The sequence below is a fragment of the Bacillus sp. L_1B0_5 genome, assembly GCF_000836715.1.
GTDB lineage: Bacteria > Bacillota > Bacilli > Bacillales > Bacillaceae_G > Bacillus_A > Bacillus_A thuringiensis_S.
The window spans coordinates 1-25,317 of record NZ_JXIS01000029.1 but is presented as its reverse complement, the minus strand read 5'-3'; the positions used below and the strand labels follow the sequence as shown (position 1 = coordinate 25,317).

Sequence of the window (25,317 nt, the reverse complement as noted above, 5' to 3'; positions counted from 1 at the left end):
GAGAGGATTTAGAATTGAATTAGGAGAGATTGAAACTATACTTAATCAATATTCTAAAATACGTGAGGGTATTGTTTTAGTTCGAGAAGACATTCCAGGTGACAAAAGACTAGTTGGGTACATTATTGGAGATGATCTTACAGCTGATGAGGTTGAGAAACTTAGCAATTATATGTCAGAGCAGTTGCCGGATTACATGGTACCGAGTGCTTTTGTGTTGTTAGAAAAAATACCTTTAACAATTAATGGAAAAGTAGACAAGGAGGCATTGCCTGCTCCAGATATGTCCTTAATTAAACGAACAGAATATATCGAACCCAAAACAGATATTGAAAAAAAATTAGTTGAAATCTGGGAAGAGCTACTAGGTTATTCTGGGATTTCTGTATATGACAATTTTTTCGGAATTGGTGGGCACTCTCTATTGGCTGTTCAATTAATGTCAAAAATTAAAAATACTTTTAATGTGAAAATTCCGTTAACTGTTATTTTTCAAAGTGGAACAATTGCTGCATTAGCGAAACAAATAGATAGAAATAAAATTTATAAAGTTAATAATTCAATAGTACCTCTTCAACCAAAGGGGAATAAGAGACCTATTTTCTTTGTTCATCCTATTGGTGGACATATTATAAGTTATTTTGAATTAGCTAAATATTTAGGGGTTAAGCGTCCTTTTTACGCTTTTCAGTCGCTAGGATTAGAGAGTGAAGAAACAATATTAACAAATATAAAAGAAATGGCTAATTTTTATATTAAGGAAATGCAGAATGTTCAGGCAGAGGGTCCTTATAGTATTGGTGGATGGTCTTTTGGTGGGGTTGTAGCTTTTGAAATGGCGAGACAATTAGTTGAGAAAGGAATAAAGGTTGAAGCCATTATATTGCTAGATACATGGGCACCAGATATATATAATGATTCATCAGAATGGGATGACTTAGCCGTATTTATGAATGATTTAATGAAGCAATATAACCTAGAAGTATCCGAAGAATTAATATTAGGATACAAAAATTTAAGTATGCAAGATGAACGTATTCGTTATGTAATAAGTTATTTGAAAAATCATTCAAAGTTTAAGCAAGATATACAAGTTGAAGATCTAGAAAAGATGATTCAGGTATTTCAAACAAATCTTAATGCTTATCGGAGTTATCAACCAGAAAAATTGGATCAAGATATATTACTTTTTACTGCAAATCATCCACATAAAGAAAATAATCATGCAGAAGATGATACCTTATTTTGGGGGAAATATGTGCAAAAAAAATTAAAAGTTATAGAACTAAACGCAACTCATTATAGTATGATGCAGTCTGCGCATGCTGAAGATATTGCATACCATATTGATATATTCTTAGAAGAGATAAGTAAAAAATTATACAATCTTAGTTCTAATTTAAATTAATTTTTAAAGGTGTGTTTGATATGAATAATATTTATTCACCATCGCTATATTTCAAAAAATATAATAAGGTAAATTCTTTTCCAACTAGTATGAGATTATTTTGTTTTCATTATGCAGGAGGAAGTGCCAGTAATTTCAAAAAATGGGCAACTAAATTACCGGAACAGGTTGAGATAATTGCTGTTCAATTACCAGGTAGAGAAAATAGAATTATGGAGAAACCATTCAATAATATCCAATCTATTATATGTGAATTAGCAGTAGAGATTCTTCCTTTATTAGATAAGCCTTATGTATTTTTTGGACATAGTATGGGGGCATTATTAAGTTATGAAATGTCATGGTATCTAAAAGAAAATTTTTCAACATCTCCAGAAAAGTTAATTATTTCGAGTTTTAGGGCACCTCATCTATCGCCAATAACAAATAATATACATGATTTATCTGTACCTATATTTATTGAGAAATTAAAAGAAATGGGAGGAACATCTGAAGAAATATTAAGTAATCAAGAGTTAATGGAATTAATTATTCCTACTATACGTGCGGACTTTGAAGTGTGTGAAAAGTATGTATATAAAGAAAGAAATAAATTAAATTGTCCTATTGTGGCGTATGGTGGAACAGAGGATAGTAGAGTTCGTTTAGAGCATCTAAAACAGTGGGAGAAACACACTAGTAAAGCGTTTAAAGTTCAGATGTTACCAGGAAATCATTTCTATTTAAAAGACGTAGAAAAAGAGTTGCTATATTTAATTTCTAAGGAATTATTAGAAAACAATTAAATAAATTTATTTGAAAATATGGATGATAAATGAAATATTATTGTGAGGAAGAATAATGCAAGAAAGAGTAGCCGTTTTATATTTAAAAATACCTGAAAATATAAAAATATCAGATTTTAATTGGTGTTTGAATGTTTTAGATGAAGAAGAACAGGTAGAATTTTATAGTTACCTAGTAGAGCATAAAAAACTTGAGTTCTTACTTGGAAGGTTGCTGGTGAAATCTCTATTTGCACAACAATTAGATTTGTTAGTAAATGATATTTTGTTGAAAAAAAATAGTTTTGGAAAGCCATATGTAAATTGGGAGTCCAATAAACAACAAAATCCTATGTATTTTAATTTATCACATACAAGTCAGATGATTGTTTGTGGAATTGCTAAAGAAAAATATATTGGAATAGATGTTGAAAAGACCAATAGAAATTGTTTAGATGTTATGGATGTAGTTTTTTGTGAAAGAGAAATTAAATTGGTATTAGATCAGATAAAGTCTACAGATAAGAAAGAGATGTTTTTTAGAATTTGGACAAGGAAGGAAGCTGTGTTAAAAGCCAAAGGAACAGGGTTTTACACAAATCCTGTATCTATTCCTGTGCCAGAAAATAGCGGGATTATTAAAGGAGGTGATTTTTTATATAATTCCTTTTTATTAGATCCTGATTATATTGTCTCAGTTGCTTTAAAATGTTCAAAAAATAAAAAATATACATTTAGTATTAAAGAAATTCTTCTTAAAGAATTAATAGATTTATATAAAACTTTATCTTAAATAATGATAATAGTTTCCAGGAGGAAATGGTATGCTAGATGATTTAAAAGTTATTCCAACGGAGCAAATATATTTACATGAAGAATATGAACATGAAAGGTTAAAAAAGTTAAGTCATAAGATTAAAAATGAACAGGTCTTAAAGAATCCTCCAATCGCTTTACAATTAGCTGAAGATAAATATCTAATCCTTGATGGAGCACATAGGACGTTATCTTTGAAGCAATTAAATTGTAAAAGGATGGTTGTTCAGGTCGTTAAAGCAGATTATTTATCAATTGGAGCATGGTCACATCATATATCAGATAGTGAGGGAGTATTAGAGGTATTAAAAAGTAATTCTAATATTTTCTTAAGTGAAAATATTGAAGGTGAAAATTTAATTGCAACAGTGTTTGTTAATGGAATAAAGTATGATCTAGCAATTAATCCAGAAATGGAAAAAGATATGGAAATAAAAATTAGAATTTGGAAAGAAATTGTTAATGCTTATACAAATAAATATCCGTTTACTAGAATAACAAATGACGAATTAATTCCTTCAGACGGCATAGTGTTTAGCTATACTTTGCTAGAGTTGTATCAAATCAAACAATTAGTAGAGTCGAATTTACTACTACCTGCAGGTGTAACTAAATTTAAATTAAATTGTGGACGTATTTTGAATTTAAACATTCCGTTAAGTTTTCTAATCCGAGAAGATTTTGTAGAGGAGGATTGGAATGAACTGTTGGAATTATGGGGAAAATCAATCAGGTTGTATACTGATCCAGTCTTATTATGTGAAGTTTAAGTTGAAAAAGATTGGAATGAGGGTATTGGTTTTTTATAAAAATTAAATGAGCTAATTAATGTGAAAAGGGGCAAAAACATGATTCATGATGACGTTCTTTCATTAATAGGAGATACACCTATTGTAAAAATTAATAAGCTGGTCCCACCTGAGAGTGCTCAACTATATGTAAAATTAGAAGGATTTAATCCTGGAGGAAGTTCGAAAGATAGAGTTGCAAAGCGAGTAATTGAATATGCTGAAAATAGTGGACAGTTAAAGCCAGGAGGAACAATTGTTGAATCCTCTTCTGGGAATCTTGCAATTGGTTTAGCGTTAGTAGCAAAGATGAAAGGATATAAAATGATTTGTGTAGTTGACCCTAAAATAAGTAAAGTGAATCTGAATCTTATTAAATCATATGGTGCCCAAGTCCATATGGTTGATGTATCAGATGAACACGGAAACTACTTAAAAGCAAGACTCGTAATAGCACAAGACTTAGCGAATTCTATTGATGGAGCTTATTGGCCTAATCAATATAACAATCCTGAAAATCCTGAGGCCTACGTGCATACTTTAGTTCAAGAAATTTATGATGATTTTAATGATACTTTAGATTGGATTGTATGTCCTGTAGGTACTGCTGGATTAATTACGGGTGTTGCAAAAGGAATGAAAAAATTAAATCTATCCGTAAAAGTTATGGCTGTCGATGCTGTGGGATCAGTTATATTCGGAGGAAAGCCTGGGGTAAGAAGGCTTTTGGGGATAGGAAATGCGATTGTACCTGGAAATGTGAATCGAAGTCTTTATGATGATCTAAGTTACGTTAATGATGCAGATTCCTTTTTTATAACACGAGAGCTTGTATCAAAAGAAGGGATATTAGTTGGTGGATCTTCTGGTGCAGTTGTATGTGCTGCTCTAAGACTAATAGATAAACTACCAAAGTCTAAAAAAGTATTAGCGATATTACCAGATAGAGGTGATCGATATTATAATACTATATTTTCAGATGAATGGTTAGATGAACATAATATTGAATTACCACAATCAATTAATGATTCCATTTTAGTTTAAAAAAATAGATATTATTTTAAGGGAGTGTTAATTATGTTATTAGAAACAAAACCAGAATTAATTTATCTTAGTAAACAGGATATTATTGATTTAGGTGGTTATAAGGCCAACATTTATGTGCAAGCTATTACACAAGCACTAACATTACATTCAGAAAGGAACTTTAGTCAACCATTAAAGCCTTATTTAAAGACTAATAAAGAAGGAGAGCATATCGCAGATAGAATTATTGCTATGCCAGCGTATCTTGGAGAACCTTCTATTTCAGGGATTAAATGGATCGGAAGTAAGTTTGATAATCCGACCAAAAAAAATATGGAAAGAGCTAGTGCACTAATTATTTTAAATGATCCAGAAACAAATTTTCCAATTTCCATTTTAGAAGGTAGTGTTATTAGTTCTATGAGAACAGCAGCTGTTACTGTAGTTGCAGCAAAATATTTGGCAAAAAAAGGATTTCAAAATGTATCAATTATCGGTTGCGGATTAATTTCTAAAATGCACATAAATTCTTTACTAGAACAGTTTAATCATATTAGACAAATTAATCTATTTGATTTGGATAATGTAAAAGCAAAAGCTTTTGCTCAAGAAATGAAAGAACGTTATAGTCATGTCGATTTTCAGGTAACAGAATCAGCAAAAAATGCGGTAGAACAAGCTGAGGTACTTGTAACATGCACGGTAGCAGACACTCCATATATAGAAGCAGATTGGATACAAAAAGGAACTTTTGTTAGTAATATCTCTATAATGGATATAGAAAAAGAAGCTTTTTTAAAGGCTGATAAGGTAATTGTAGATGATTGGGATCAAGCAAATAGAGAAAAGAAGGTAATTAATCAGCTCGTTGTAGAAGGGAAATTCTCAAAAGAAATGCTCCATGCAGAACTTGGTGATATTATAACTGGTAAAAAATTAGGAAGAGTGACCGATGAAGAAATTATTATATTAAATCCTATGGGAATGGCTATTGAAGATATTGCATGTGCTCATGCCATTTATGAGAAGGCGAAACAAGAGGGATTAGGAAAAGTGCTAAGCTTATATTAAGCTTTTTTATTAAAAGGAACTGTAATCTGTTTTAATTACAGTTCCTTTATTTGATTAATAGTTGCTTAGAAGTTTTACTTTAATATTGTATCCCCTAAAAATAGGGTTTTTATTGTTGATAATAAAGATTGAAGTGTAGGAAATTAAGAGAGGTGCTAAAATCATGGTTTATGAAATCAAATTTATTCCATATGAAGAATTAATTTTTTTTGAAGAATATAATGAAGAACAATTAATTAAAATTAAAAGCAATATTGATGCTCAAAAAGCCTTGAGTGACCTACCAATTGTTATGAGAACTGCATCAAACAAATATCTTGTCTTAGATGGAACACATCGTATCCTGGCATTAAATAAATTACGCTGTATGAACATTACTGCGCAAATAATTGATGAGAGTATTGTAGTATGTAGTTCTTGGCTTCATCAGATTCCTAGATGTGAGGAGTTAATAAGTAATTTAAAAAATAACCCGAATTTTTATTTTACTGGAGAGAATTTATTAGAACAGAAGTATCTTGCAAGGGTTTATATAGATAATCAAGTCTATTATTTATATGATATGAAGTCTAAGAAAAAGGAAGAGGCTATCTCATTTTTACATTCAATTATAAATGTGTATGATAGCAAGTATGGATATACAAAGATAACAAAAGAAGAATATACTCCAAACTTAGAGTATATTACAATTGAGTTTCCGGATTTTTCTATACAAGAAATAATGAAAAGTATTGATAATAAATTGTTACCATTAAACGTTATAAGATTTACATTTAATATTAAAAATATGAATGGTATAAATATTCCAATTTATGTTATAAGAAGTCCAGAGGCTTATGAGTTTGAGTGGAGAGAAATTGTAGAGAAATTATCTTTACCTAGTCATTGATAAATTCATTTCCAAATGAAAAATTGTTGCAATATACTCTTTTAATAAAAAGTTACTAAGGAGTATTAATTGTAAAACGAGGGTGGGGGACGGTCTTTTTAGTTAGTATTATAGGGTTGGTTCAGAAGTTACTTGCAAGTCTACAAAATTAGCAAATGCAAAATCACAGCTTACTGTTATATTATTTGTAGTTCCTAGCTCTGTTCCTTGATTTGTGAAAGTCTGAAGATTAACACTTTTGATGACGAGTATCACTGTGTCAGTTGGGCTCAAATTATAATTTAATTGTAGGTGGAAATTTAGACTTTCTTGTCAAAATTGTTTAGAGATACATGTCCTTGTACATTTCTAAGTGTAGAAAGACATTAATTCCTACACTTTTTAAACTTGGGGCAAGAAACCTTAAACTACTTAGCTTATAATAAAATACCCATGAAATTACTCTAAATAAATAGATTTATAAAAAACAAGAAGCCTCTTAATTGTAAGAAACTTCTTGTTTTTAGCTTTAGACAAATTAAATTAATATCAATTTTAAATAACTAATACAATCATAGATATTAGAGAAATAGCATCTATATACTTATTAGTATGGGCATTTTCCCATTGGAAACCTAATATTTATTTTGCCAACTTTTCAACGATTGGAGCTTTAGCAGATAATTCATCATTTGATGGATTTCTCATAAAATCTGGACCATACATAGTAACGGTATCCCCAATCTGAATATCTCTAAGGATCTCAGGGCAAGAAACCATAGCGTATACACTTGAGTTTTCATCAGAAACCACTAAACCTTCTTCTGTTTTCTCAATTACTTTACCTGAACGCTTTTGATGCTGATTTAGAAGAGGATTAGTATTTGTATAGTCTTTTTCTTTTAAGTCACTATTCATCTCTCTAGATATCATATCAGTTTTAGCAGTAAGTTGAGCGGCCTCGGCGCGTGTTATGGATCTATTTGGTTGCCAGCCGTTATCAGTACCATTAGAAATTTTTAATTCAATCAAAATATTTGCATATTTTTCTCCCCAATGCCCTTTTAAATCTTCAAATTTACTTTGGCCATTATCATTTGTTGTACTCTGTAGTTTATAAGCATTTACTAGCATAGTAGCCATGGCAGCACGAGTAACTTTTCCGAATGGATTGAAGATTCCATTGCCTTCTCCTTTAATAATGCCCGTTTTTTCAGCAGCAGCAATATACGGAGTAGCCCAGTGGCCATGGGTATCTGTAAAAGAAGGTTTGGCTTTTGTATCAATTTTTATCCCTAAAGCTTTTGTTATAATTGTTGCGGCGGAAGCTCGATCTAACGTAGCGTTTGATCCAAAGGTACCATCTGGTAAACCTGATATAGCTTGTTTTTCCAATAAATAATTAACAGATTGCTCTGCCCACTTTGGAACATCAGGAAACTTTTGAGTATCCGCAAAAATACTAGAAGAATAGGATAATATAGTCCCTGCGAGGAGACCAGTTGTAATTAATTTGCGCTTCATAAAAATATACACCGCTACCAATCTATTGTATTACCAAATTGAGATTTTTTATTTTTATATTTATATGTTTGTGATGATGCTGAATTTTAATAGACATCTATTCAATTCGGTGTAACGATTATAGTTACTTATATGTATAAGCGACAATGGATATCATTCCGAAAAATTCGTAAAATTCACATATAAAATAAATATAAATAATTTTTATTAAATCAAACTTAACATCATGTTGGTGTATTAATATATGCTTAATTATAATAAATTTTAGTTAATTTTCAAGTGTGTACTAGTGCAAAAAGAATATAAGAATTAAATTGAATTTAATAACAAAAAGTCTCAATGTGTGCTATTAAGTATGATGACCTGATTATATGAGGGAATTGCAGTATAAGGTTCTGGGATTGACAATAATACAATAGTGGATGGACTTGTTAATTTTTTTGTTTTAAATATTAATGGGTATAAAAAAGAATTCTACAAACATTAAATATGATTGACAACATAAGATTACAAGTGTAATATTCAGTTACAGATTACAGATGTAATCCGAGGGAGGTGTAATTTAAAACAATGAAAGAATTACTTAAGATTTCAGAAGCTGAGTTAGAAGTAATGAAAGTACTGTGGTCAAAATCTCCACAAACGGCAAATGAAGTAATTGAAGAGTTGGAGAAGAAAATGGATTGGAAACCCAAAACGATTCGAACACTAATTAATCGATTAGTTCACAAAGAAGCAATTGCTTACCATCAAGATAAAGGGCGAATGTACGCTTATTATCCTTTGGTTTCGCAAGATAGTTATTTACAAGTAGAAACAAAATCTTTCCTTAAACGTTTCTATGGTGCAGCATTTAAACCTTTACTGGTAAATTTCTTGAAAGAAGAAAAGCTGTCTTCAGAAGACATTAACGAGCTTAAACGTATCCTGGATGAGAAAACTGAGGAAAATCAGAGGAAGGATAGATCATAATGATAGAAATGTTTATAAATGTCTACCTACCTCATTTTTTCGATTGGTTGATAGAGACCTCTACCATGGCTAGTATATTAGTGGTCCTAATCTTATGTATCAAGGTCTTGTTTAGAAATAAATTAACTCCACGTTGGCAATACATGCTATGGATGATATTAATTATAAGGCTTGTTTTACCTTGGTCGCCAGATAGTTCCTATAGTATTTATTCTGTTCTTACTTACAAGAATGATGATGCATTCATTTCTAGCCGAAACCCTGTAACCAGTATTCTTATAAAAGAACGTATACAGGAATTCGAATATACAGAAGGTGCAAAATCGAACACTAAAGAAGATTTAGATACCCCTAGTTCAGAACTAGCTGCTGAGGGAAACAAGGTGCAGACATACAAATATGAAAAGCAGGATGACAAGAAGGTTTCATTTTATACAATTATTATCTACATTTGGCTTATTGGCGTTATCCTTCTAAGCGTTGCTACTATTATAATGAACAGGCGTTTATTACTTTACATAAAAAAACAACCTGTTATTACAGATGAGAAGATTGTCAAAATTTTTGAAGAGTGTAAGAAATCTATGTCTGTACAACGGGATGTTCCTCTACTAGTATCTGGAAAGGTTCCCAGTCCAACAGTGTTCGGATTTATTCGGCCTAAGTTGCTGTTATCAAGTGTACATATGAACATATTAGATGAACAACAGCTACGCTATATTTTCCATCATGAATTAGCTCACATTAAGCGAAGAGATGTTGGTATAAATTGGCTTATGCATGGCCTACTCATTTTAAATTGGTTTAACCCTATTCTCTGGTATGCCTACTCATGTATGCGAGAAGATCAAGAACTTGCATGTGATGCACTAGCTCTTACATGTATAGATGCAGAGGAACAAATTGCGTATGGACATACGATTATTAGTCTTTTGGAGCATTACTCAGGTTATTATCATGTACCAAGTATAGCGAATTTTAGTAAAAATAAAAGAGCATTAAAAAGGAGAATTCTAATGATTAAAAAATTCCAAAAAAATTCATATCGTTGGTCTGCGCTAGGGGTTGTCGCAGTTATTGCAGTATCATCTGTGTCCTTATTAAATGCCCGTGCTGATATGCCAACTAACTCTAAGAAACAACAAATAGAAGAGAAAAATAGTATGAAAGGATTAAAAACACAACCCGATAACTCTTTGCAGCAAATAGTTGAAAAAATGATTGGTACAAAAGAACAGGCAGAAGCAGAATTTTTAATTACCGAAGGAGAGTACAATATTTTCCTTACAGAACTTGGAGTGGCGCGAAAGCTGTTTACGAAAGAAGAATTTAAACGGTTTATTGAATTAGAAACAGAGTCATATACTTTGAGTAAAAAAATAAGGTTAGTGGGGAATCCTGACAAATTAGATCCAGAGGAACAGAACAAATTTAAGGAAAATGAAAAAGAAATTGAAACATTTAGAAGGAAAATTTATTCGGATTTTAGATTAACTAAAAAGGAAGCACAGAAGTATCTTGATTTTCAAATTAAGACACCACCTGTTGTAGTAAATGGGTTTAAACTAGCTGGTGAAGAAGTTCAAACTTCGTTGTTTCCTGGTAGGAAGAACCCCGTTATTGTTTCTGAATATCACAGAGGAGATTCGTTGTCTTGGTATGTTGTGAATCAATCTGTAGTTAGAGGTAAAGAAGAAAATCCATTTTACGGGATAATGGAAGAGAGTGAAAAGATAACAAATTATGAAATAGAAGGTGCAAACATTACTTTTGCAGAATCGTCTGAAAGTAATACGAAGTACATGGAAGGAATTGTTCCTGCAAAAGGAAAGAATAGCGCTTATCAGGTTATAATACTTGCAAATGATGTTAGTAAAGAAGAATTAGAGAAAGTTATGTTGTCCTATATAAAATAAAAAAATAGAGTCTGAGGATCCTGTTCCTGAGGCTCTATTTTTTTATTTTAAACAAAACCTTTAAGTGAAAAGAGAAATTAGTAGAGTTTATATAATGAAAAAATAAGATGAAATTTAGGCTTGTCTTCGAACTTTATAGCATGATACCTCTTTATAAAATTTATTAATTTTCACTGGAAGCCCTCTTCATTAATCGCTTTAATTTATTTTCTGTATCTGTTTCCTCTACTGGCGTATAGATACTGCACCGTAAATCCATATCACCTTGAACTTGAAGAGAAGTTAAATTAAACAACATTTTGCCTGCTTTAGCATGTCTGAATTCAATTATCATGTCTGGAGCCTTACTCACTTGGCTTTCTTGCCATAAATCCTGGAATTCTGAATGGGAATGACTCATTTCTTTAATAAACTGGCTGTACCATTCATCGTCTAAATAGCGTCCATAATAGGTACGGAAAATAGCAAGAAAACCTTTCACAAAATGTTCCCAATTGACGGCCAATGCTTTTAATTCTTTTCTAGAGAATACTAAACGAATTAAATTTCTTTGATCATTCGGTATTTGTTCAAAATCTAAAAAAACATAAGCAGCTGCAGGATTCCAGCCCACAATATGGCAATGGCGATCCGTAATGATAGTCGGACAATATGTTAATTCATCTAGTATTCGTATTAAAGAAGGACTAAGCTTTGATTGATCTTTTTTTGGACTTGTAATTTCTAAATTTGTTTCGAATGCCAGGTCATATAAGTAGTCTGTTTCATCATTATTTAATTGCAAAGCTTTAGAAATACAATCAAGTACGATTGTAGAAACCTTTATATCCCTTCCTTGCTCTAGCCATGTATACCAAGTGGTGCTTACACCTGCTAACTGTGCAACCTCTTCTCTTCGTAGCCCAGGTGTTCTTCTCCGGTTTCCGGCAGACAAACCAATAGACTCTGGACTAATTTGGGCGCGCTTAGCTTTTAAGAATGCCGACAGAGCGTCAAGCCTTGTTTTATTATTCATTTTTAAAACTCCTTATCTTATCAATTTATCCTAGTAGTAGTTATACTAGGATAAATCCCCCCTTGTAATAGGATAAATTGACTGTAAAATACAAGTATATTATTGATTGGAGGGAATGCAAAGTGGAAAGAGTTGTGATTACTGGTATGGGAGTAGTTTCTCCTATAGGAAACGACATCAAAACATTTTGGAACAATCTAATTAAAGGGGAATCTGGTATAGTCAATATCGATACTTTCGATGTTACCAATCATAAAACAAAAATAGCGGGTATCGTCCAAGATTTTGATGCAGATGAAGTTTTAGGAAAGAAAGAAGCAAGACGTTTAGATCGTTTTTCTCAATTTGCTTTGGCTGCAGCAGAACAAGCTTGGTTAGATTCTAAGTTAGCCCTCGATCGTATAGATATAGAAAGATTAGGTGTATACGTAGGTTCAGGTATCGGAGGGATTGAAACCTTGATTGAAAATGTTGATGCGCTGAGGCAGAAGGGACCCAGAAGAGTCAGCCCAACTCTAGTACCTGCCATAATGTCTAATGCTGCAGCAGCACAAATTAGTATCAAATGGAATGCGATGGGGCCTTCTATGTCACCTGTTTCTGCTTGCGCAATTGGAAATACAGCTATCGGAGAAGCCTTTAGACTAATTCGTTCTGGGGAATCTGACGTTATATTTGCGGGTGGAACAGAGTCAGCTATAACAGACTTATCAATAGCCAGCTTTGGTAACGCTACAGCATTATCAACAAGAAATGATAATCCCACTAAGGCTAGTCGTCCATTTGATGAAAATCGAGATGGATTTGTCATGTCAGAAGGAGCTGGAATTTTAATTTTAGAATCTTTATCTCACGCTTTACGTAGAGAGGCAAAGATTTATGCAGAAGTCATTGGATATGGTGCAAGTTCAGATGCGCACCACATCGTAGCTACGCATCCGGAAGGTAAAGGTGCTTATCTTGCAATGAGATCTGCTTTAAAAAATGCCAATATATCGCCTGAAGAAGTTGATGTTATTAGTGCACATGCAACAAGTACAAAGGTGGGGGACATCTCTGAAACGATGGCTATTAAGCAGTTGTTTGGAAAACAAGCTTATCAAATTCCGGTAACAGCTAATAAATCTATGCTTGGTCATATGTTAGGGGCAGCTGGTGGAGTTGAAGCGATTGCTTTAGCAATGAGCTTAAAGGAAGGAACAGTTCCTCCAACAATTAACTTAGAAAATCTTGATCCATTATGTGATCTGGATTATGTACCATCTGTTGCTCGCCAAGTGAAAATAAATATAGGTCTATCTAACTCATTTGGTTTCGGAGGTCATAATGCAGCCATTATTTTAAAGAGATACGAGTGAATAAATTTTCTCTCGTAAATCTAACCGTTTCTAGAGGAAACGGTTAGATTTATTCAATTAAAAAAGGAAGAGAGAGTGAGAAAATGAATATTAGAGTAGCAACTGCATTAGACTACCCTAATTTAAGAAGGATATATTTAGAGTCACGGCGCGAAAGTTTTCATTGGCTAGATAGAAATGAAATGACTCTAGAAGATTTTGATAAACATACTGAAGGAGAACATATAATACTAGCAGAGGAAGATAATCATATCCTCGGATTTGCTTCTTTATATTTACCTGAAAACTTTATACACAACTTATTTGTACATCCTGAGTTCTTTGGTAAGGGGGCTGGAAGACAGTTACTTCATGCCTCCATAGAAAAGATGAATACACCAGTAAGATTAAAGTGTGTTTCTAAAAATCAAAAAGCACTAAAATTTTATGAGAATATGGGCTGGAAAAAAGTTATTGAAGAAGGTGAGATAGAAGAAAAATATTGGGTAATGATATATGATTGAACTACCCCCACTACTAAACGAAGTGGGGGTAGTTCAAAGTGAGTTCTCTGTTAATTTTTCCTCTTTCAAAAGTAAATAAAAGGTTAGAATATACAGTAGAGGATGTTCAAAGTTATTAGAAAAGCTATTTACATAATCAATATGATGATGAACTAGCATACAATAAATATATAAATAATTATTTATCCAAAAAACTGTGCATAAAAACTTGCATTATAACAAGTTTTTAGCACAGTTTTTTTTATTTTATGCCTTTCATTAAAACTTGAATCTTTGGGGCCATAAAATATAAAATTACACTTAAAATGATTGAAAGGCCACCAATTACACCGAAATAAATAATTTCTGTTTCAGGATTATACAATCGAACTATTTGAGCATTTATAGCTTGTGCAGCTGCACTAGTTAAGAACCACAGACTCATTGTTTGAGCAGAGAACGCAGCTGGTGCTAATTTGGTTGTAATTGATAAACCTACAGGCGATAAACAAAGTTCCCCAATTACTACTAACAGGAAGCTAATCGCTAACCACATAGGGCTTACAAGGGATTCTGTACCATGTATATATGCAGGGATAATCATAACTAAGAAGGATAAACCAGCAAATAATAAACCAATAGCAAATTTATTAGCAGTACTTGGTTGACGTGAATTAAGCTTTACCCATAACCAAGCAAATACCGGTGCTAACAAAACAATATAAATAGGGTTTAATGATTGAAACCATGAAGATTGAAGTTCAAATCCGGCCAACTTTAATTGAGTACGCTGATCAGCATATGAAGCTAAAATGATAGCTCCTTGTTCTTGAATGGCCCAAAACATTGTAGCCGCGATAAATAATGGTATATAAGCAATTAAACGAGACTTTTCAATTTTTGTAGTTTTCGGACTACGATACATAAAAATAAAGTAACCAGTTGGAATGAGAATACCTAAGATACTTACTAATAAAGTGAATCGATTAATAGTTAAAATACCTGTTGGTATCGTTAAAATACAAAATAGTACTATAGCTATTGTACCAATACTAAACTGTATAATAACTTTTTTTCTTTCGATGTCTGTTAAAGGATTTGGTACTTGTGTTCCTGCTAAACCAAGGTTTTTCTTTTTTGTAAGAACGAAAATAATTAAGCCTAATAGCATACCAATTGCAGCGACACCAAAACCTAGGTGGAAGTTATACTTTTGACCAAGTGTTCCTATAACAAAAGGAGATAAAAGCGCACCTAAATTAATACCCATATAGAAAATACTGAAACCTGAGTCACGTCGAGTATCTTTTTCACTATATAAATCACCAACAATGCTAGATACATTAGGTTTTAATAAACCTGTACCAAGTACTAAAAACACCATAGATATGAATAAAGTACTTATAGTTCCTGGTAGAGCTAAAATCAGGTGACCTATCATGATTAAAACTCCACCCCAAAAAATTGTTCTACTTGAACCTAGTAGACGATCTGCAATCCAGCCACCAATAATGCCAGACATGTAAACGAGAGATCCATAGATGGCCATAATTGACGCTGCGGTCGCATGATCCATCCCTAAACCACCTTGTGAGATTGAATAATACATATAGTAAAGTAATATTGCTCTCATCCCATAGTAAGAGAATCGCTCCCAAAACTCAGTAAAGAATAGGGTAAACAGCCCCTTAGGGTGTCCGAAAAAACCGCTTTGCGGAACAGTACGAATAATATCGCTTTTACTAATCTTCTCCATACGAATGCACTCCTTATATATAAATATAATAATACTAACTTAGTATAAATCAATAATTAGAAAATTAAAATAAATATTTACTTGGTTAATTATTAGAAATTTTTCAAAAAATAATTTTATTATTGATTTTAATGGGTATTTTAATTATATTTTTTAATATAGATATATTGATTGAAGATGATGATAGTGTATAAATATTAATACAAACTGTAGGAGGATTTATATATTGTTAAAAAAAGAAATTTCTATAGAAGATATTTATCAGGAAATATTAGATGGAAAAAGAATTAGATTTCCTCCAAATACATGGAAAGAAGATATAGATAATAAAATGGCGCGGAGGGTATTAACATATTTGCTTAACAGTATTTTAAAATGGAATAAGGAAGACATAAGAAAAAAGTGGAATACAAAATTACTTGTAAAGTATAGGCTACGAGGATTACTCAAACATAGGTATGAAAATAGCCCTTTTAAAGCGATTAATGATTTGTATCCAAATCAGTTCAAAGAATGGGAATTTGGTATGACTCCTTTGAATTTTTGGACTAAAGAAAAAGCATTAGCAATTTTGAAATGGATTATTGAGGAAAAAGAGGGTCTTTCAAAAGAAATACTCTTAGGATTATACGGGAAAAAATGGTTGAAAAAAAATAAGCTTAGTGCACCTCTGGCTATGTATTGGAATAGTAGCCCGTATGCAATGATTAATGATCTTTATCCAGGTCGTTTTAAAGAATGGGAATTTGGCATGACCCCTAATAACTTCTGGACTAAAGAAAAAGCATTAGAAGCATTGAAATGGACCATTGAAGAAAAAGAGAGATTAACCCCTAAACAATTGCTTGATATATACAATATAAAATGGTTAAAGACCCATGGATTAGCATCAGCATGTCAAATGATTTGGGGGAATAGTCCGTTTAGAATGATTAATGATTTATATATAGAGCGTTTTAAAGAATGGGAATTTAGAGTTACTCCTGTTGGATATTGGTCTAAACGTAAAGCATTAGAGGCGTTAAGGTGGACTATTGAAGAGAAAGAAAAATTGGGTGAAAAACAGCTATTAAAAGTATTTAATCAAAAATGGCTAATAAAACAAAAATTATGGACGCCATTAAAATGCTATTGGAAAGGAAGTCCATATGAAATGCTTATTGCTCTATATCCAAATCGTTTCTCAAAAAATATGTTAAAAGGATATATTTATAAGCAAAGATTAAATTAATAATTATTAAGAAAGTTTATGATATAACATGCAGTTATTAATTTGGAGGAAGACACCTTAAAGGTGTCTTTTTTTATGCATAAAAAAATAAAATATCACTTAGTGTAAAAAAATTCAAAATACTAAAGGGATTTCTATTAATAATTAAATAAAATCATTCATTGATTAATTATTCTATCTCTTTTCCTATTAGAACCAAATTTTTGCTAATTGAGAGACTCCTTTTATTATCTCTTCTTCGCATAAATTACCAAATCCAAGTTGAATATGAGGATATTCTGGTAAATATTCCGAGAAATATTTTGAGCAAGGATAAACTATAATACCGTGATCATGTGCTCTTTCAATTAGCATTTTTTCACTCAATTTTGTTTTCACTTCAATAATAACGAAAATACCGGAGCTACCACCTTTAATCTTGACATATTCCTTAAAATGCTTTGATAATTCTTTATTTAATAGATTCATTTTACGTTTATACAAAGCTTTCATCTTCCTTAAGTGTGAGTACCAATATCCTTCATTCATAAAAGTTGCCAATGTTCGCTGATGAATAGATGAGGATGTTTGTTCAAGTAAAGGGAGTATCTTTTTATATTCATTTATTAGCCGTCTAGGCAAAAACATATAACTGACACGAATAGAGGGGAGGAGTGCCTTTGAAAAAGTTCCTAAATAAACGACCCTATCATTTGAATCTAAACTTTGAAGAGACGGTATAGGTTGATGGATATATCGAAATTCACTATCATAATCATCCTCAATAATATAGCCCTCCACCTTTTTTGCCCATCCAATTAACTTTAGTCTTTCATTGACAGGGATGGTCACTCCATACGGAAAGTGGTGAGTAGGAGTGACATATAAAAGTCTAGAAGTCGATTTTAAAAGAAAATCGACTTGAATGCCTCGTTCTTTTACAGGAATTGGATCAATATTAAATGATTGAAGAACAAAAAGCTCCCTTGCCACGTTATATCCAGGATCTTCTACTGCCATATAATGATAGTCTTGCTTTAACATTAGTGACAAAATTAATAACAAATGTTGTGTGCTACTGCCAATAATAATTTGTTCTGCAGAAGTAGTAACTCCTCTTGATTGAAATAAGTAATCTGCTAGTGCTTTCCTTAATTTAATGTCGCCTTGTTTTTCTCCGTATGAAAACATGCTAGAGTCTTTAAGAATTTTGTTTGTAATCATTCTCCACTTTTTTAAAGGGAAGTTTTCTTGATCCACTGTCCCAATCTTAAAATCAATAGTTTTCATGGTAGTATGATTTGTTTCATGATGCTGTTCTCTAATAAGTTCAGAATTAAGTGTTTCATCTGATGTAATAGCCTCTACAAAAAAACCTTTTTTGTTCTCACTTCGAATATACCCCTCTGATTGCAGTTGTTCATAGGCTACCTGAGTTGTGTTTCTGCTGACCTCTAATTGGTTAGCAAGTTGTCTAATTGATGGCAACTTTTTACCTTGTTCTAATTTACCAGATAAAATCTGAGTTCGTATATATTGATAAACTTGTTGATACATAGGATTTTTACTTTTTCGATTTATATTAAATATTAGTTCCTTCATTATTTTAATACCCCATCTGTCATTTGTATTTATTGTAAACTGTACCTTTTAGAAATGACAGTATAAATAAATAATGAATTTATAAAAAAATTTAATCTAGGAGGAGAATTATGACAATATTTATGTACATATTTTGTTTGATTGTATGGGGACTCAACTTTATTGCAGTGAAAATTCAAGGAACTCCTGTCAGCTTAGAGTTATCTTTAACTTACCGTCTGGTTATGACAGCTTTTTTATTTTTGATGCTTGTTTGTTTTTTTCGACCAAGTGGGATGCCAACCAAAGAAGATATCCCATTTGTAATAGTTTTTGGTATATGTAACTTTGCAATAAGCTATTTATGCCTTTATTACGCTACAATTTTGAGTTCTGCGGCAATTGTAACATTGATTTTTTCATTAAAGGTAATTTTGACTCCAATCGCACTTCGAATTTTTTTGAAAGAAAAGTTACATTCACGAGTTTTGTTTGGAGTGATTTTAGGGGTATTAGGAGTATGTATTCTTATCTATCCGAAATTGAATGATTTTCAAGGGTTCAATGATATAAACGGAATTATGGTCGCAATTTTAGGTACGCTTCTTACAGCAATAGGTGATGCGAGCTCGGCACGAAATGCAGGCCACAAGGTGAACCCTATCTATGCAAATGCTATTGGATTTACAGTAGCTAGTTTATTGATGGGAGTAATTGTATTATTTCAAGGACAGGAATTTGCATTTCCTACATCGTTTTCATATGTATCTATGTTGATATACTTAACTCTATTTGCTTCTTTTGTAGCATGGTTATTCTATTTGAAGCTTGTAGAAAAAATCGGAGGAGCTCGAAGTGGATATATGGTTGCGCTATTCCCTGTAATTGGAGGGGTAGCTTCCGTTTTAATCGGTGAGTCAGATCTATCCCTGTATTTGTTTGCTGGATGTTTTTCAAGCTGTATTGGAGCGGCTATCGCATTAGGGTTTAGAACTCAAAAGCAAGATTCGAAATTAACTATAAAAAGGGTTAATTAAGAAAGGAATAAGTGTAATGGACTTGAAAATAGATCCCATATATTATTTATGTATGAATAGTGCACGTTCTTTTGAAAAAAAGAAGCCATAAGTCGCTCGAAAACTGGGTAGATAATGATTTCTTTTCTCCAATTTAAATAAAGTATGTATCAGGACTCTGGGAATGCATCTTAATATTCATTTAATTTCATATATATTATTTCATGCTCTTTTTTTAACTTCTATTTTGATAAAAGATTTAACATTGAACTGGATACAAAATAGTAGAGATAAGGTTCAGAAAGCGTACAAGAAGTATGTTAGTTTATCGGAAAAATCCCTACAGGGGACCTAGAGCAAGTCTAAGGGTAATGAAGAATTGTCGATTCTAAAAGTAAAGGACTTCTTGGAATGTAATAAGTTCAACATATAATTCGTTAAAACTGTATATAATTATGTTAATTTAATATGAATTAATGCTTCTAAAGCACCGACATTTAAAGCTAGAAAAGAATTAAAAGAAGCTGTGAAATAATTATACATTGTAAAAAAGGATTTGATATTCATATCAGATCCTTTTTTCATTATTAGTTTAGTATAATTGCTCATCGTAGCTACTTAACAAGGGTTTAGAAACTAAATATTTTTCAGGTACTACAATCTTAACTTTATAATTTTCTTAGTTTTTGGTATTCATTTTCCTAGCTTAACTGATATGGGGCACTATATCATCAAAAGAAAATTAGATGTTTAGTATTAAATAAAATTAGTAGCAATACTATCTAGGTTCTTTAAGGAAACCAAATGAAAGGGCAACATTTCAAAGGGTATCTTGTGATATAACTAAGTAGAATTTTTTAAACAAGGGGATGATGAGATGAATAAATTGAAGGGAAAAATTGCATTAGTAACAGGGGCTAGTAGAGGAATAGGCCGAAGCATTGCCTTACATTTGGCACAGGCTGGTGCGTTAGTCGTTGTTCACTATAGTAAAAGAAAAGAAGAAGCAGAAAGTGTAGTGGATAAAATTAAACAAGATGGCGGTTCCGCATTTGCGATTAGTGCAGACTTAAGTACCTTTAACGGTATTAATAAATTGTATTCAATGATGGATCAATCTCTTCAAAAATATATAGGTGATACTACACTTGATATCCTTGTAAACAACGCAGGAATTGGGCAGATTTTAACGTTAGAGGAATCTACAGAGGAGTCTTTTGATGAGGTTATGAATATTAATGTGAAAGCTCCATTTTTCATTATTCAAAAGGCTTTGCCACGTTTAAAAAATGGAGGCTGAATTATCAATATTTCGTCTTTTGTCACACGGGTAGCCTCCCCAAGTGTTTTTGCCTATAGCATATCTAAGGGGGCAATTAATACACTCACTCATACTTTAGCACAACAACTTGGTGCCCGCGGTATTACAGTAAATGCAATTCTCCCGGGTATAATTAATACAGAAATGAACGCTGAGACATTGGGGAATAGAGATGGACAAAAATATGCTGCAGGTTTATCAACTTTTAATAGGTGGGGAGAACCTAATGATATAGCTGATATTGTAGGTTTTCTTTCATCATCAGACAGTCGTTGGATAACTGGTGAGTTAATTGATGCAAGTGGTGGATCTTGCTTATAATGCTAGAGGAAAAGCCGACTTAAATAGAGTTGGCTTTGCAACTCTATTCTTTATTTGTTAAACCACTAAACTACGCACCATTTATTAGCTCTTACAAAACCAGCTTGAAACGAGGCTAAATGTAATAAGTCAATCAAGGTAGAGAAGCAAATATGCTGTAGTAGGATTAGTAGTAAGTGTAAATAGTAAAAATGCAATGAATATGCACAATTTCATATATAAATAGGTACTTTTTGTTAACTCTTTCACAGAGAAGGAAAGGTATGAATTTAGTATGATAGAATCAATTTGTATTAAATATAAAGGGGATGAGTATATGCTAAAAAGAATGATTTTAGGAGTTTCATCATTAGTAGTGGGAGCAACAGTTGGCTTAGCGACAGATGTATCTGCAGCACCTGCACCACCATTAACATCATTAAATGTGGTAAAAGTTGAATCTCAATTAGGCGGAGTTGAATTTATTGGTCCAAACAATTTAAGTACGGTTAAAGATCATGGAGGAAGCTATTTATACATTTATACAAATGAAATGGGATATGGTAGAAATCCAATTGCTCAAATGAGTGGTCAAAAACTAAAAAAAGTAGATTCTAAGATGATTGATATTAATGGTGATAGAACAGTTGATGGTTGGGAATATAAATGGGATGCTTCGGGACAGCAAAATGGACAATTCAAATATCAAAATACATCTACAAATGCACCTTGGAATACATTATCTACGTCATTAAATATTAAATAAACTAACAGAAGAATTCGATGTAATTTTTTTTATGTTTGTTATATATGTAATGTTTAGATACCTAAAGGAGTCTACGTTTTTACGTAGGCTCTTTCTAAATAATGATAAGATATCAGCAAATTGATAAACTATATTGTCTAATCGGCAAACCGAAGTTTACATAACATTTTTCTAGTAAACAATTCTGGGTTTAATAGTGTAATCAATAACGAAAGGAAATCTTTTATAAAATCAATTAAGTTATTTAGTGGTTCTTTCATCATAAATATCTAAAACTACATATTTATGAAATTTTGTAAAATTTTCACTTTATATGTAGTCCTAAATCATACGATTTTAATACAAAATACTATAATTTGATTAATAATAGCAATGTAAAAAACATAGAATATATTTAGATTTTAGAGCTAATGTTACTTTATTACGTAATTTGTTTAAAGGGATATATAGGGTTATTATTCAATGTAACTAAAATAATTTAAAAGGAGATAGGAAGTTATGTTTAAAGTAAAAACAAAGGGGAAAATAAAAAGAATTGTTATGGTTTCAACGGCTTGTACCATGTTGTCAATGTATGGAGCACCAATTTCTAGTACAGAGGCAGCAACCCGATCACATGCCCCATCAGTTTATGTAACACCACAAAATACTGCTGCTTCAGATATTATTAGCATAGACTGGTCACCAGTCCAAACAGCACCTTATACGTATTGGGCTGTGCATAACTGGAATCAGGGAGGGGAGGGTGGTGGTTATGCGGGCTTCCAACAACAAAGTGGTTTTGATCAATTCGGTAAACGTACCCTTCACTTTGCACTTTGGGATCCAATAGCATCAAACCAAGCAATAAAAGCTGAATATTTATCGCCGACTTCAGAAGCCAGCAGATTTGGTGGAGAAGGAACAGGTCTGAAGGTACAAACAACTTATAATTGGAAAGATAGTGAATGGTATAGAATGACTCTACGCTCTTGGCAAGAAGATGGCCATACAAAGTTTGGCCAGTGGATAAAAGATAATACATTAAATCAATGGAAGTTAGTTGCTATTATGGATCATCCAGTTGCGAATGTTGCATTTAACTATGGTATATCGATGTTTCAAGAGGACTGGGCTGGTAATGGACAAGATGTAAGAGAAGCACGTCTTAAAAATGGATACAGCAGAAAAGTTTCAGATAAACAATGGAATTCTTGGAATAATCAGCGTATCTCTGGGCAACATGATACGTCCTATCAATACGATGGAGGAGCAACTTCAGAATATCTATGGGTTAGGGCAGGAGGAAATACTCAATCAACTATTGGTACTGGAAAAACTTTTAATATAAATCAGCCTAGTCAACCAGAAATGGGAAATTTAGATTTTGATATCCAAAATACTCGCTTGGAAGCTGGAAAATTAAATGTTTCATGGAAATTGAAAGAACAAAGTACTCCACAGTTTAAAGGGAAAATTGAAATCTATGACAATGAAAAGTTAATGGGACAACCTTTAAAAGTAATTGATAATATTAAGTCCTACCAAACTGAGGTAAGTCAAACTATGCAATTGCCTCAAACAGCTTTTGCTAAAATTACATTAACAGATATATTTGATCGAACTGTAGAGAAAAAAGTAGGAATTACAAATGGAAATTCTGATATTTTAGTAGGGAATCGATTTGCATGGTCCCTAAAAGGAATTAGTGATTTTGAGTTTGCAAAAATCAATTTCAATAAGTCGACAGAAGAAATGCAAATTGACTTAAAAGCAGGCGTACCGCATCATTATTTTAATGAAACGTATGCGAGTATTAAAGTACAAAATGCATCAGGAAAAGTAGTATATAATAAAGATATTTATGGAAACAAACAACAAAATGCTGAATCGCAAAAAGTTCCAGTTAAAGTAGGAGATTATATTGAATTAACACATCTTGAAGGTGTACATAGAGCGAATTTCACAAATTTAGACAACAGTAAACAAGAAAGCTTTGGAAAAAAAGCAATGTATGAAGTCACACGAGAAGGCTTGAAGAAATTAGAAAAAATGCCAGAAGCAACAATTTTAGACGGAAATCAATTTACATGGTCCCTAAAAGGATATAGTGATCGAGAAATTGTAAAGATGGATTATAATAAAGCGGCAGAAGAGCTGAAAATCAAATTAGAAGCTGGTGTACCGCATTCTTACTTCAATAGCACATATGCAAGTATTAAAGTCCAGAACTCGTCTGGTAGCGTTATGTACAATAAGGAAATCATAGGAAATAGACAACAAAATGCTGAAACCCAAACAGTGCCCGTAAAAGTGGGAGATTACATTGAATTAACTCATATAGAAGGAGACGCAGTAAAGGAAAAAACACGCGCAACATTAATGAATCTTGAAAATAACAAAAATGAAACTATTGGAAAGACAGCAAGATACCAGGTTACAAAAGAGGGCTTAAAGAAATTAGAAAAAATGCCAGAGACAACAATTCTAGATGGAAAACAATTTGCATGGTCATTAAAAGGATATAGTGATCGAGAAATTGCAAAAGTAGATTATAATCAAACAGTAGAAGAGCTGAAAATCAAATTAGAAGCTGGCGTACCGCATTCTCACTTCAATAGTACATATGCAAGTATTAAAGTCCAGAACTCGTCTGGTAGCGTTATGTACAATAAAGAAATCATGGGAAATAGACAACAAAATGCTGAAACCCAAACAGTATCTATAAAAGTGGGAGATTATATAGAATTTACTCATATAGAAGGGGAAGCAGCAAAGGAAAAAACAAGAGCGACTTTAACTAACCTTGAGAATGGAAAACAAGAATATATAGGAAAGAAAAGAACATATCAGGTTACATCTACAGGATTAATAAGAAAATAAATGTATAAAAAAGTTGGGGGAATCCTCAACTTTTTTGTCATTTTAGCCAAGAAGACTCCTTCCAAAAGGAATGCGAATTGAGTAGGTGAAGATGAATTGGTTTCGGGCAAGAGATGACAGGAAGCTATCTTAATTGTCTGTTATACAATAAACAGTTACTCCATTGCCTTTCAAGTATATGTTTATTGTATAACAGACACATGCCGAAATGGAGCTGAAATGAAGGATAATTAATAAATCATATGAATTTCGTATCTATCTATTGAACTACTCACCACTTAACGTCCTAACGGACTGTTTGAAGTGGGAGATTCCTGCGAACACCGATGTATCCACCAGTTATCTTAGCAGGCTCTACCCGCAGTCCCTACGGTGAGAACATAAGTATCTTGTACGCTGACTCACCACACTACCTACTTTAGCTTGGTTTTCGCAATTTTGAGAAGCGTGGGGCGATAGAACGTTGAAGATTTTACGGTTGCAACGTTTTTCTGCAA

General features: G+C 32.3%; 19 protein-coding genes and 2 pseudogenes. 17 read left to right on the top strand and 4 right to left on the bottom strand.

The window, feature by feature from the left end:
- The 7 genes from RT27_RS10335 to RT27_RS10305 all read left to right on the top strand — a co-directional run.
- Positions 1-1,408 (top strand): thioesterase domain-containing protein (locus RT27_RS10335; protein ID WP_043936037.1); only part of this gene is annotated, 1,408 nt, incomplete at its 5' end.
- 20 nt (positions 1,409-1,428) lie between these two features.
- Positions 1,429-2,193, top strand: coding sequence for a thioesterase domain-containing protein (locus RT27_RS10330; protein ID WP_016083255.1), 765 nt, complete (start codon positions 1,429-1,431; stop codon positions 2,191-2,193).
- 55 nt (positions 2,194-2,248) lie between these two features.
- On the top strand, positions 2,249-2,965 hold the full coding sequence (locus RT27_RS10325) for a 4'-phosphopantetheinyl transferase superfamily protein (protein ID WP_043936035.1): 717 nt from the start codon (positions 2,249-2,251) through the stop codon (positions 2,963-2,965).
- A gap of 31 nt (positions 2,966-2,996) precedes the next feature.
- Positions 2,997-3,758: a ParB N-terminal domain-containing protein gene (locus RT27_RS10320; protein ID WP_043936033.1), complete on the top strand. Its 762-nt coding sequence runs from the start codon at positions 2,997-2,999 to the stop codon at positions 3,756-3,758.
- A 78-nt stretch (positions 3,759-3,836) separates the two neighbouring features.
- Positions 3,837-4,820 (top strand): 2,3-diaminopropionate biosynthesis protein SbnA, encoded by a 984-nt coding sequence (gene sbnA / locus RT27_RS10315; RefSeq protein ID WP_043936032.1) that lies wholly within the window; start codon positions 3,837-3,839, stop codon positions 4,818-4,820.
- Between the two features lie 33 nt (positions 4,821-4,853).
- Positions 4,854-5,873 (top strand): 2,3-diaminopropionate biosynthesis protein SbnB, encoded by a 1,020-nt coding sequence (sbnB, locus tag RT27_RS10310; protein ID WP_043936030.1) that lies wholly within the window; start codon positions 4,854-4,856, stop codon positions 5,871-5,873.
- A gap of 163 nt (positions 5,874-6,036) precedes the next feature.
- Complete coding sequence (locus RT27_RS10305; RefSeq protein ID WP_016083260.1) at positions 6,037-6,762, top strand: hypothetical protein; 726 nt, start codon at positions 6,037-6,039, stop codon at positions 6,760-6,762.
- 621 nt (positions 6,763-7,383) lie between these two features.
- On the opposite strand, the gene RT27_RS10300 is transcribed toward RT27_RS10305, so the two are convergent.
- Complete coding sequence (locus RT27_RS10300; RefSeq protein ID WP_231577688.1) at positions 7,384-8,277, bottom strand: S-layer homology domain-containing protein; 894 nt, start codon at positions 8,275-8,277, stop codon at positions 7,384-7,386.
- A gap of 558 nt (positions 8,278-8,835) precedes the next feature.
- Between RT27_RS10300 and RT27_RS10295 the strand changes: the two genes are divergently transcribed.
- Both RT27_RS10295 and RT27_RS10290 read left to right on the top strand, forming a co-directional pair.
- Complete coding sequence (locus tag RT27_RS10295) at positions 8,836-9,237, top strand: BlaI/MecI/CopY family transcriptional regulator (protein WP_016083262.1); 402 nt, start codon at positions 8,836-8,838, stop codon at positions 9,235-9,237.
- On the top strand, positions 9,237-11,153 hold the full coding sequence (locus tag RT27_RS10290; RefSeq protein ID WP_043936028.1) for a M56 family metallopeptidase: 1,917 nt from the start codon (positions 9,237-9,239) through the stop codon (positions 11,151-11,153). The genes RT27_RS10295 and RT27_RS10290 overlap by 1 nt, the downstream gene beginning before the upstream one ends.
- Positions 11,154-11,316: 163 nt before the next feature.
- Here RT27_RS10290 and RT27_RS10285 read toward each other — a convergent pair whose 3' ends face one another.
- On the bottom strand, positions 11,317-12,168 hold the full coding sequence (locus tag RT27_RS10285; protein WP_016083264.1) for a helix-turn-helix transcriptional regulator: 852 nt from the start codon (positions 12,166-12,168) through the stop codon (positions 11,317-11,319).
- Between the two features lie 122 nt (positions 12,169-12,290).
- Here RT27_RS10285 and fabF point away from each other — a divergent pair, with 122 nt between their 5' ends.
- The 3 genes and pseudogenes from fabF to RT27_RS35730 form a co-directional block, all read left to right on the top strand.
- On the top strand, positions 12,291-13,526 hold the full coding sequence (gene fabF / locus RT27_RS10280; RefSeq protein ID WP_043936027.1) for a beta-ketoacyl-ACP synthase II: 1,236 nt from the start codon (positions 12,291-12,293) through the stop codon (positions 13,524-13,526).
- A gap of 83 nt (positions 13,527-13,609) precedes the next feature.
- The gene (locus RT27_RS10275) at positions 13,610-14,029 is read left to right on the top strand and encodes a GNAT family N-acetyltransferase (protein WP_016083266.1); all 420 of its coding nucleotides are present in this window, start codon (positions 13,610-13,612) and stop codon (positions 14,027-14,029) included.
- A gap of 32 nt (positions 14,030-14,061) precedes the next feature.
- Positions 14,062-14,145 (top strand): annotated as a pseudogene (locus RT27_RS35730) (GNAT family N-acetyltransferase); the annotation flags it as partial.
- Between the two features lie 125 nt (positions 14,146-14,270).
- Here RT27_RS35730 and RT27_RS10270 read toward each other — a convergent pair.
- Positions 14,271-15,764 (bottom strand): peptide MFS transporter, encoded by a 1,494-nt coding sequence (locus RT27_RS10270; RefSeq protein WP_016083267.1) that lies wholly within the window; start codon positions 15,762-15,764, stop codon positions 14,271-14,273.
- Between the two features lie 226 nt (positions 15,765-15,990).
- On the opposite strand from RT27_RS10270, the gene RT27_RS10265 reads away from it, so the two are divergent.
- A complete protein-coding gene (locus RT27_RS10265; RefSeq protein ID WP_043936026.1) occupies positions 15,991-16,995 on the top strand; it encodes a DUF4046 domain-containing protein in 1,005 nt (334 codons plus the stop codon).
- 189 nt (positions 16,996-17,184) lie between these two features.
- Here the strand turns inward: RT27_RS10265 and RT27_RS10260 are convergent, their stop codons facing one another.
- A complete protein-coding gene (locus RT27_RS10260; protein ID WP_043936025.1) occupies positions 17,185-18,576 on the bottom strand; it encodes a PLP-dependent aminotransferase family protein in 1,392 nt (463 codons plus the stop codon).
- Between the two features lie 110 nt (positions 18,577-18,686).
- Here RT27_RS10260 and RT27_RS10255 point away from each other — a divergent pair, with 110 nt between their 5' ends.
- The 4 genes and pseudogenes from RT27_RS10255 (at position 18,687) to RT27_RS10240 (ending at position 24,820) form a co-directional block, all read left to right on the top strand.
- Positions 18,687-19,592 (top strand): DMT family transporter, encoded by a 906-nt coding sequence (locus RT27_RS10255; RefSeq protein ID WP_043936024.1) that lies wholly within the window; start codon positions 18,687-18,689, stop codon positions 19,590-19,592.
- Positions 19,593-20,448: 856 nt separating this feature from the next.
- A pseudogene (locus RT27_RS10250) lies at positions 20,449-21,213 on the top strand (SDR family oxidoreductase).
- 316 nt (positions 21,214-21,529) lie between these two features.
- A complete protein-coding gene (locus RT27_RS10245; protein ID WP_000919890.1) occupies positions 21,530-21,958 on the top strand; it encodes a DUF4879 domain-containing protein in 429 nt (142 codons plus the stop codon).
- A 498-nt stretch (positions 21,959-22,456) separates the two neighbouring features.
- Positions 22,457-24,820 (top strand): putative mucin/carbohydrate-binding domain-containing protein, encoded by a 2,364-nt coding sequence (locus tag RT27_RS10240; RefSeq protein WP_043936023.1) that lies wholly within the window; start codon positions 22,457-22,459, stop codon positions 24,818-24,820.
- Positions 24,821-25,317: the final 497 nt, after the last annotated feature.

Bases quoted from the DNA above. Each gene is read 5' to 3' on its own strand.
- RT27_RS10330 (WP_016083255.1), top strand. From the start codon at position 1,429: ATGAATAATATTTATTCACCATCGCTATATTTCAAAAAATATAATAAG.
- RT27_RS10325 (WP_043936035.1), top strand. From the start codon at position 2,249: ATGCAAGAAAGAGTAGCCGTTTTATATTTAAAAATACCTGAAAATATA.
- RT27_RS10320 (WP_043936033.1), top strand. From the start codon at position 2,997: ATGCTAGATGATTTAAAAGTTATTCCAACGGAGCAAATATATTTACAT.
- sbnA (WP_043936032.1), top strand. From the start codon at position 3,837: ATGATTCATGATGACGTTCTTTCATTAATAGGAGATACACCTATTGTA.
- sbnB (WP_043936030.1), top strand. From the start codon at position 4,854: ATGTTATTAGAAACAAAACCAGAATTAATTTATCTTAGTAAACAGGAT.
- RT27_RS10305 (WP_016083260.1), top strand. From the start codon at position 6,037: ATGGTTTATGAAATCAAATTTATTCCATATGAAGAATTAATTTTTTTT.
- RT27_RS10295 (WP_016083262.1), top strand. From the start codon at position 8,836: ATGAAAGAATTACTTAAGATTTCAGAAGCTGAGTTAGAAGTAATGAAA.
- RT27_RS10290 (WP_043936028.1), top strand. From the start codon at position 9,237: ATGATAGAAATGTTTATAAATGTCTACCTACCTCATTTTTTCGATTGG.
- RT27_RS10285 (WP_016083264.1), bottom strand. From the start codon at position 12,168: ATGAATAATAAAACAAGGCTTGACGCTCTGTCGGCATTCTTAAAAGCT.
- RT27_RS10275 (WP_016083266.1), top strand. From the start codon at position 13,610: ATGAATATTAGAGTAGCAACTGCATTAGACTACCCTAATTTAAGAAGG.
- RT27_RS10270 (WP_016083267.1), bottom strand. From the start codon at position 15,764: ATGGAGAAGATTAGTAAAAGCGATATTATTCGTACTGTTCCGCAAAGC.
- RT27_RS10260 (WP_043936025.1), bottom strand. From the start codon at position 18,576: ATGAAGGAACTAATATTTAATATAAATCGAAAAAGTAAAAATCCTATG.
- RT27_RS10255 (WP_043936024.1), top strand. From the start codon at position 18,687: ATGACAATATTTATGTACATATTTTGTTTGATTGTATGGGGACTCAAC.
- RT27_RS10245 (WP_000919890.1), top strand. From the start codon at position 21,530: ATGCTAAAAAGAATGATTTTAGGAGTTTCATCATTAGTAGTGGGAGCA.
- RT27_RS10240 (WP_043936023.1), top strand. From the start codon at position 22,457: ATGTTTAAAGTAAAAACAAAGGGGAAAATAAAAAGAATTGTTATGGTT.